The organism is Methylobacterium isbiliense, assembly GCF_022179325.1.
In the GTDB taxonomy this organism is placed as follows: Bacteria; Pseudomonadota; Alphaproteobacteria; order Rhizobiales; family Beijerinckiaceae; genus Methylobacterium; species Methylobacterium isbiliense.
In genome coordinates, this window is the sequence record NZ_BPQQ01000091.1 from 25528 (window position 1) to 31755 (window position 6228).

At 64.9% G+C, this 6228-nt stretch carries 4 protein-coding genes; 1 reads left to right on the forward strand and 3 read right to left on the reverse strand.

What is annotated here, in order from left to right; genetic code table 11:
* Positions 1 to 1064: 1064 nt before the first annotated feature.
* On the reverse strand, positions 1065 to 1565 hold the full coding sequence (locus MFF61_RS29250; protein WP_238241206.1) for a Ros/MucR family transcriptional regulator: 501 nt from the start codon (positions 1563 to 1565) through the stop codon (positions 1065 to 1067).
* A gap of 350 nt (positions 1566 to 1915) precedes the next feature.
* Between MFF61_RS29250 and MFF61_RS29255 the strand changes: the two genes are divergently transcribed.
* On the forward strand, positions 1916 to 2764 hold the full coding sequence (locus tag MFF61_RS29255) for a hypothetical protein (RefSeq protein WP_238241207.1): 849 nt from the start codon (positions 1916 to 1918) through the stop codon (positions 2762 to 2764).
* A gap of 524 nt (positions 2765 to 3288) precedes the next feature.
* On the opposite strand, the gene MFF61_RS29260 is transcribed toward MFF61_RS29255, so the two are convergent.
* Positions 3289 to 3711 carry a hypothetical protein gene (locus MFF61_RS29260; protein WP_238241208.1) on the reverse strand — a complete coding sequence of 141 codons (423 nt, stop codon included), beginning with the start codon at positions 3709 to 3711 and terminating at the stop codon, positions 3289 to 3291.
* Positions 3712 to 3792: 81 nt separating this feature from the next.
* Complete coding sequence (locus tag MFF61_RS29265) at positions 3793 to 5913, reverse strand: CHAT domain-containing protein (RefSeq protein WP_238241209.1); 2121 nt, start codon at positions 5911 to 5913, stop codon at positions 3793 to 3795.
* Positions 5914 to 6228 lie beyond the last annotated feature (315 nt).

The window sequence follows — 6228 nt, forward strand, 5'->3', positions numbered from 1 at the left end:
CGATCGGGATCGAACCGACGACATTCAGCTTGGGAAGCCTACGCAGGTCATTGATTTTCCTAGCAGGTGTTCCTCTGAGGTGGGCTGCTGCAGAGGCCAGATGAGGTCCCTGTGCCGACTTCGGGTAGCCCCCGGTAGTGACGATCGCTCATAACACCAAGGTCGTTCGGCCGCTGCTCGCTGACGCGCTGGCCCTGACGAGCATCATCGACGCGGAGCGCTGATACGGCCCGGCCGACAAGGAGGACCGACACCCGGGGCGCCTGGTTGTCAGGGAAATCCAATGACAACCACAGGAAACAAGTTCTGACGCGTCATACGCAGTTATCCTTGTCGATTGAGGAAAAGCCCGCGCGACTGCGTTTCGATTGATCCAAGTTATGGCCTGAATTTGCTGTTAGGATGGACATTGTTGGGACGCGGAGCATTCCATGCAGGGCACAGAGTTATCCCTACTTTCTGCTGCCGGTATTTTGACTGTGCTTGCGAGCCTTCGCTCGCTGCAGCTGACCGCAAGGGACACATCATTCGCCCACACTGGGCTTGCTCTCATCTTCGTGGCAGTCCTGCTTGCGGTCGCGATCACGCAGGTGAGGAGTCAGGTGCCTCATCTCCGCGGCATCTGAGAGGTTGACGGACCTGCGCCTCCGAGCCAGCGGTTCGCCTGAGCCCGCAAGGCCTGCAGGGTGCAGGGTGCAGGGTGTTACCTAGACCAATTGCACCACGACCAGCACCGCACAGGAGATCGCGAGTTTGTCCACTGCGGTCGCGGCCGCTGCAGAGGAGCTTGGCTCGTGGGCGCAGGGCGGAGCTTGCTCGGGCGGCGAGCCGAACCTGGCTCAGACACGAAGAAGGCCCCGCCGCCGGGCTGTGCCGGCGCAACGGGGCCATCTCCACGTCGTGGTCTCTGCTGATCCGGATCGTTGCCCGGCCGCCTCGGGTTCTGCCTCCTAGACCCGAAGTCATAAAGGCATCGTACGAGGCAACCTTGAACCGTCAGCTAAGGAGCGCGGTGAACGAGAGAGCAAAGTTCCTTGACGAAGCCTTGCCGACCGCCATCACCGTTACTCTGGGGCGGCAGCTTTCTTCGGCCGCCCGCGCCCCTTGGACGGCGTAGCCGGCGCCGTCACCTTCGCATCGGCGACTGCGCGCTTCTCCGCGGCGGCCCGGCGGCGCTGCTGGCCCAGGCCCGTAGCCTTGGCCAACTCGGAGCGTTGGGCGGCGTAGTTCGGCGCCACCATCGGGTAATCCGACGGCAGACCCCACTTCTGGCGGTACTCGACCGGGGTGAGGCCGCGAGTGGTGAGATGGCGCTTGAGCGACTTGTAGGCCTTGCCGTCCTCCAGGCTGATGATGTGGTCCGGCGTCACGCTCTTCCTGATCGGCACGGGAGGCGTGAGCTTCACCGGCTCCGGCTCAGACGGTCGCCCGAGGCTGCCGAGGCTCTGGTAGACGCTCCGGATCAGCACAGGCAGCTCGCCTGGCGGTACGTTGTTCTTCGACACGTATGCCGAGACGATATCGCTGACCAACTCGATGTGGTCAGCCGCAGCTTCTTCACTCATGGGTGCTCCCACCGTCGACGGGCCGCAACGTGGGACGATGATGTCTGCTACGTCAATATGGCAGGTGAAGCTTGCTGTAGAAAATGGGCAACGACGTTTGCGATCATCGCGACGGCTGCATTGTTCTGATCCCTCCTGCCCACGGATCTGAGGACGCTCACGCGACCAGAATTCCGAGCCGAGCCGGAGTTCCCTCGTGCAACGGCTAAGCTATGATGGGCCGTCGCGCAGTCCGACGCTGCGGTTTGGCGGTGCGACTGGCGGCCGGGGAGACAACCCGCCGACCCGGCCGCCGTCCTTTCTGAATCAACTGGTCCGAGCGCAGTGGCTCCGCTCGAGCGGAGACCGCAGTGCGTCACGCCCTGTTTCGTCGCACCTTGGCTGCCCTACTGGCCCTGCCGTCGTGGTCAGGACCTGCTCGCGCGCAAGACGATCCCATCACGCTGGCCGATGACCCCTTCGAGGTCACCGATCCACGTGCCAATGCCCCAGGTGAGGCAAACCTATCGATCGTCGGATCGTACGAGCGCGCGGCTCAGGGGCGGGTGCGCAGCACGTTCGGAGCTGAGAGCGAGTACAGCATCGGTGTGATCCCGAACCTCGATTTCCGCGTGGGACAGACAGGTGCTTACGGCAATCTCGACATTCGCCGCCGGCTCGGCACCGTCTCGACGGATCAGGACAGCCCCGATGGGGGCAACGAGCGCGCAGCGCTTGGCGGAACGACGCGGATCGGCGCCCTGTATCAGCTGACCATGGAGAGGGGGGCTCTGCCCACCATCGGCGTGGTTGGCCGTGTGCGGGCGCTGTACGGACCTGGGCGCGTGGCCTACGACACCGAAGCCGTGGCCCTGTTCGGCAAGACCCTCGTCGGAGGTGACCTGCCGCTCGGCATCAGTCTGAATCTAGGCTGGATCGGCCGCCTCAACCCACAGCCAGGGGAGCGACCGAACCGCTATCTCGTGAACGGCTCGATCGGGCAGGCGTTCTCGCGCGATACGGCTTTGGTGGCGACTTACGCGCGTGAACAGCAGGACCGTGGCGCTGCGGATTTCAGCTTGGTGCAGGTCGGCCTGCGTCACCGCCTGCGAAAGCAGCGGGCGATCTTGGGCGTGGCGGCTGGGTTTGGCTTGAACCGGGATACACCGCAGTTCCAGGTCGCGGTCGCCATCCAGTGGGAACTGGGGAGCTTGAAGTAGAGTATGCCCGCCGCCGCGCTGTGCCACGTATGAAATGCCCAAGTTCAGTACCGTGACGTAAGTCAATGCTACTGACACCACCTTCAGACGAGGACGTGGTTCGTCACGACATCGAAACCAGGCTGGGGAGCAGATCCGGAAGCGGCGTCCGGGGCGCTCAGGGGAACGGTGGCGCTCCCGCCACCGGCACGGACATTCTCTTTAGTGCGCTGGGCCGCGTGCAGATCACGAAACGTCCGTGGTGCCGTTGGCCGAACGCGCCGCTTCTTGCGGAGCCGTATACGATACCCTGCAGTGCTGACCCCTGAGTCTCGCATCTCTCTCCCTCCTCCGTAGACACAATACTTATGGGTTGCTTCTCGGGGGAGGTGCCCCCCTCCACCACAGCCAAAGCGGACGGAGCCTTGCGGGTCGTCGCGCGTCATGACCCCTGATCCGTCTCGAACACTCGAGAGGCCCGCCAAGCCGGCAGTGGCACGCTCGGCCGCGCCGAGTATTGGACGCCCCGCCGATGCGGAGGTCGGTCAAATCGACCTAACGGAGTGGATCGTTAGGACCCGGCCGGCGGCACCACAGGCGAAGACACCGAGATCGACCCTTCGGCCCACGGTGAGCAGGGTCTCCAGTGCACCTTTGACCCTGGCGGCTGAGACGGCGTCCGCGCCTGCGTATTCGCTGTCGACGTTCACAAAGGTGCGGCTTCCGTCGGCATTCTCCAAAACGATGCCGGACAGGTACAGGCCCGTCCCGTTGAACTCCCGCTTGGCCACGCGGCCCCGCATCCGGGAAGGGACGCAGCCGTCACGGGGAACTAGGTTCGAGACGGCGACGACCTTGTTGCCGGGGCCGGTCCTGAACTGCACGGGTGCAGCCACGGCGGCCGAAACGCCGATCACGAGCCATGCTGCCGCGGCTCCGGGCAGCGACCGTTCAAGGACGCGAAGCATCGCAGTGATCCTCTGCATGGTTGACGACGACATAGGTCCCTCGCGCGGCGCATCCCTGACGGGCCCCATGCACGACGCGCCTCATCGGCCGAGGGGAAGCACGCCGATGGCCGCGAACCCAGCCCAATATGCGGGGTGCGCCCACTCGCTCGGCCCGTCGCCGTCGATCAGATCCAGCGTCGCCGCGCGCAATGAGTCGGCCCAGTCGGCCTCGGGCCTCTCGGCCCTGTGGCCGATGAGGCCGGTCGTGATCTTGACGGCGGAGGTCGAGGGGATTGCCCAGTGCGTCGCCAGGAGGCTCTGCGCCCCTGCGGCGAAGAAGCCTCGCGCGAGCCCCGACAAGCCCTCCGCTTTCGGCCGGCCATCCGAGGTGGCGGTGTTGCACGCGGACAGGATCACCAGATCCGCATTGAGGCGCAGGCCGATGATCTCGGACAGCGACAGGAAGCCGTCGTCCTCGCGGCTGGCCTCCGTCGGAGGCGTCAACACGAGCCCCGGTTCGCTCGTTCCGTTCACCTCTCCGGCGAGGGCGCCATGCGTGGCGAAGGCCACGATCCGATAGTCCGACAGGTCCATGGCCCGCACTGCCCGTTCAGTGGCCTGCGCACCAAGAACGACGGCCTCCGGCGGGGCCGCGAGCAGCTTGGCGATGGTCCGCAACTCGTCGGCCGTCTCGGGCAGGCTGACGAGCCGCCGCAGGAAGGACACGTCCGCGAGCCCTCCGGCCGAACCTTTGAACGCACCAGCAATGTCGATGCTTCTCAAGTCGCCTGCGTCGGCGAGCTGCGGGTTGCCAACGCCCAGAAACGGCTTCTCAACGCGGATCGGCTCGCGGTTCGTCCGCTGAGCCACCAGGGTGCGCACGGAGGGCACGAGCGTAATGGCATGGGTCCGTATCAACCACTTGGGGTTGGCGGCCCGCAGTGCTGTCCCATCGGACGCTGCTTGGTCCAACGGCTGCGTCAGGAGCAGCCCGTAGGGCATCGCCTGCAGCGGACCGTCGCCGACGATGACGAGCTTCCTGTAGTCGTCCAGGGCCGCCCCGATCGGTCCGAAGATCAGCCCGTGCAGCTTGGCCGCATCGGCGAAGGAAAACGGCGGAAACAAGCTTCGCGAGATGTCGCCAGAGCTGCGGAGGGAGCGTACGAGGTTCTCCAAAGCCTGAGCCCGGACGTCGGAGCGCCATGCAAGGCTCCGCCCCGACCTATCGAGCAGGAAGCCGTACAGCCCGTGGCTCCCGACGTGGAGGAGAACGAGAGCTTCCCCATCCTGCAGCCGCGCCCGCGCATCGGCGAGCGCGACCGTTTCAATGTCCTCCACGCGCGTGAGTCCGCCGTGCAGCCGGCTCTCGACGGCGCGCCGCGCGGCGTCGCTCTGCGCCGCGGTTGTGCGCTTGTGACGAGCCAGCGCACCGTCGACGTCGCCCGCTTCGTACAGGTAGGCGGCGATCTGCTTGGCGCGCTCGGCCTGCGCAGATGCCTCGAGATAGGTGCGCTGTAGGTTCCGCGTTGTTTCGTCGGCCAGGAGCCGGCGGCGGCCGGCCAATTCGAGCGTTAGCGCCATCTCTCCGAACATCGCGGCCTGCATGGCCCGGAAGAGCGCGTCATGATCGGGATTGTTGCGTGACAGGCCGCCCTTAACGACGATCTCATTGCGCTTTTGCGCAATGAGACGAAGGGCCGGGGCCAGGTTGCGTAAGGCAAGGATCGTGCCCTCCCCGGCCGTCGTCCATTCCTGCCGCAGCTTCGCCGCGATGAGGCTGGAGGCTTCGTCGAGATGGCGCGTTGCAGCCCGCACATCTCCGCTGGCGAGCCGCACGGAGGCGAGGCGGGCGAGGCCGGGCGCATACACGTCGGCCAGGATCAGGCGCTCAGATGGCAGATCGGGCGAACGCAGGATCGGCTTGCGCTCAGCCAACACCTCAAGCGCCACGCGAGCCGCATTCCGGTATCCGGTCGCCTGCAGATACCGGGCGCTGGTGTCGAGGAAGTCTGCAATCCTGTTGTCGGCCCCGAACTGCTCGTAGCCGTCCTCGATCGTGCGTTTGAAAATTCCACTCAACAGCTGGGACTGCCGCTTCTCGTCCCGTTCAAGCAATGCCACGATGGCATCGTCGGTATATGTTCCTCCGATATAGTTGGCGAGGGAGATCACGATCGCAGCGGTAGTCTCATCCTGTGTTTGCAGGATCTTTTTGACCATCGCCGCATAGCCTTGACCGGCGTAGAGGCGCAGAAAGCGCTGGACGTACGACTTGCGCTCCGCGGGCGTGAACGTCGAAGCAGGCGCTGAAAAAGCAATCAGCAGGTACTCATACTCACCGTACTCGGTGTTACTGAAATTTCGTCCTTCATTCTGGGTCAGAGCCGAATGGATCCACCGCTTGACCGACGCAGCAATGGGATCGCCGCATCCGGTACAAAAATGCCCTCGTACGTGCTTGCCGATCAGACTCTTGAACTCCGGCCCGATGACGTTGATCTCCTCAGGGCTCTTTGGTCAGCCCCCATCGGAGTG